The 2,835-nt window shown below is 49.6% G+C and carries 1 rRNA gene; it reads right to left on the reverse strand.

The window, feature by feature from the left end:
• Window positions 1-2,835, reverse strand: a 23S ribosomal RNA gene (locus ACWD3C_RS48220); the annotation flags it as partial.

Below are 2,835 nucleotides of genomic sequence, written 5' to 3' on the forward strand. Positions count from 1 at the left end.
GCGATTAGTACTGGTCCGCTCCAAGTCTCGCAACTCTTCCACTTCCAGCCTATCTACCAGATCATCTCTCTGGGCTCTTAATTCTTACGAATGGGTAATCTCATCTTGAGGTGGGCTTCGCACTTAGATGCTTTCAGCGCTTATCCCTTCCCTACATAGCTATCCAGCCGTGCTCCTGGCGGAACAACTGGTACACCAGCGGTAAGTCCATCCCGGTCCTCTCGTACTAAGGACAGATCCTCTCAAATTACCTACGCCCGCGACGGATAGGGACCGAACTGTCTCACGACGTTCTGAACCCAGCTCGCGTGCCGCTTTAATGGGCGAACAGCCCAACCCTTGGGACCGACTACAGCCCCAGGATGCGACGAGCCGACATCGAGGTGCCAAACCTCCCCGTCGATGTGAACTCTTGGGGGAGATAAGCCTGTTATCCCCAGGGTAGCTTTTATCCGTTGAGCGATGGCCCTTCCATGCGGTACCACCGGATCACTAAGTCCTAGTTTCCTACCTGCTCGAGTTGTAGCTCTCGCAGTCAAGCTGGCTTTTACCTTTACACTCTACGATTGATTTCCAACCAATCTGAGCCAACCTTTGAGCGCCTCCGTTACTCTTTAGGAGGCGACCGCCCCAGTCAAACTGTCCGTCAGACACTGTCTCCCTGGCCGATTATGCCAGCGGGTTAGAGTAACCATAAGTCAAGGGTAGTATCCCAACAACGCCTCAATAGAAACTAGCGTCCCTATTTCAATGGCTCCTACCTATCCTGTACATGACTTACAGGTACTCAATATCAAACTACAGTAAAGCTCCATGGGGTCTTTCCGTCCTGTCGCGGGTAACCTGCATCTTCACAGGTACTAAAATTTCACCGAGTCTCTCGTTGAGACAGTGCCCAAATCATTACGCCTTTCGTGCGGGTCGGAACTTACCCGACAAGGAATTTCGCTACCTTAGGACCGTTATAGTTACGGCCGCCGTTTACTGGGGCTTCAATTCATACCTTCGACTTACGTCTAAGCACTCCTCTTAACCTTCCAGCACCGGGCAGGCGTCACCCCCTATACATCACCTTGCGGTTTAGCAGAGAGCTGTGTTTTTGATAAACAGTTGCTTGGGCCTATTCACTGCGGCTGGCTTTTACACCAGCACCCCTTCTCCCGAAGTTACGGGGCTATTTTGCCGAGTTCCTTAACGAGAGTTCTCTCGATCACCTGAGGCTACTCGCCTCGACTACCTGTGTCGGTTTGCGGTACGGGTAGATATGACTTTACGCTAGAAGCTTTTCTTGGCAGTGTGACATCAGAGAGTTCGCAACCGTAGTTGCTTCCCCATCACAGCTCAATGTTAAAGAGAAATGCATTTGACACATCTCACACCTCACTGCTTAGACCAGAATCCATTAACTGGCATCTCTTAGCCTACTGCGTCCCTCCATCACGATCATATCTAGTACTGGAATATCAACCAGTTGTCCATCGACTACGCCTTTCGGCCTCGCCTTAGGTCCCGACTAACCCAGGGCGGACGAGCCTTCCCCTGGAAACCTTAGTCTTACGGTGGATAAGATTCTCACTTATCTTGCGCTACTCATACCGGCATTCTCACTTCTTAACGCTCCAGCACTCCTCACGGTATACCTTCATCGCGGTTAAGAACGCTCTCCTACCATTGATAAAATATCAATCCAAAGCTTCGGTAATATGTTTAGCCCCGGTACATTTTCGGCGCAGGGTCACTCGACTAGTGAGCTATTACGCACTCTTTGAATGATAGCTGCTTCTGAGCTAACATCCTAGTTGTCTGTGCAACCCCACATCCTTTTCCACTTAACATATATTTTGGGACCTTAGCTGTTGGTCTGGGCTGTTTCCCTTTCGACTACGGATCTTAGCACTCGCAGTCTGACTGCCGAACATGTGTATTAGCATTCGGAGTTTATCTGAGATTGGTAATCCTAGACGGACCCCTCACCCAAACAGTGCTCTACCTCCAATACACTTACATTTCGACGCTAGCCCTAAAGCTATTTCGGAGAGAACCAGCTATCTCCCAGTTCGTTTGGAATTTCTCCGCTATCCACAAGTCATCCAAACACTTTTCAACGTGTCCTGGTTCGGGCCTCCAGTGCGTCTTACCACACCTTCACCCTGCTCATGGATAGGTCACTAGGTTTCGGGTCTACATCATGATACTAAGTCGCCCTATTCAGACTCGGTTTCCCTACGGCTCCGTCTCTTCAACTTAACCTCGCATCATAACGTAACTCGCCGGTTCATTCTACAAAAGGCACGCTCTCACCCATTAACGGGCTCGAACTTCTTGTAGGCACACGGTTTCAGGTGCTATTTCACTCCCCTCTCGGGGTTCTTTTCACCTTTCCCTCACGGTACTGGTTCACTATCGGTCACTAAGGAGTATTTAGGGTTGGGAGATGGTCCTCCCGGATTCAAACTGGATTTCGCGTGTCCAGCCCTACTCAGGATACTGCTAGGTATAAGCGCTATTTCGTCTACGGGATTATTACCCTCTTTGATTAACCTTCCCAGGTTATTCGACTATAATGCTTAAGTCCACGTTGCAGTCCTACAACCCCAAGAAGCAAGCTTCTTGGTTTGCCCTTCTTCGCGTTCGCTCGCCGCTACTTACGAAATCGTTTTTACTTTCTCTTCCTGCAGGTACTTAGATGTTTCAGTTCTCTGCGTTACCTTTACATGAGCTATGTATTCACTCATGAATAACTGCTAGTAGCAGCTGGGTTTCCCCATTCGGAGACCTAGGGATCAATGCGTACTTACTGCTCCCCCTAGAATATCGTCGTTAGTCACGTCCTTC

It is taken from the genome of Streptomyces sp. NPDC002845, assembly GCF_053591955.1.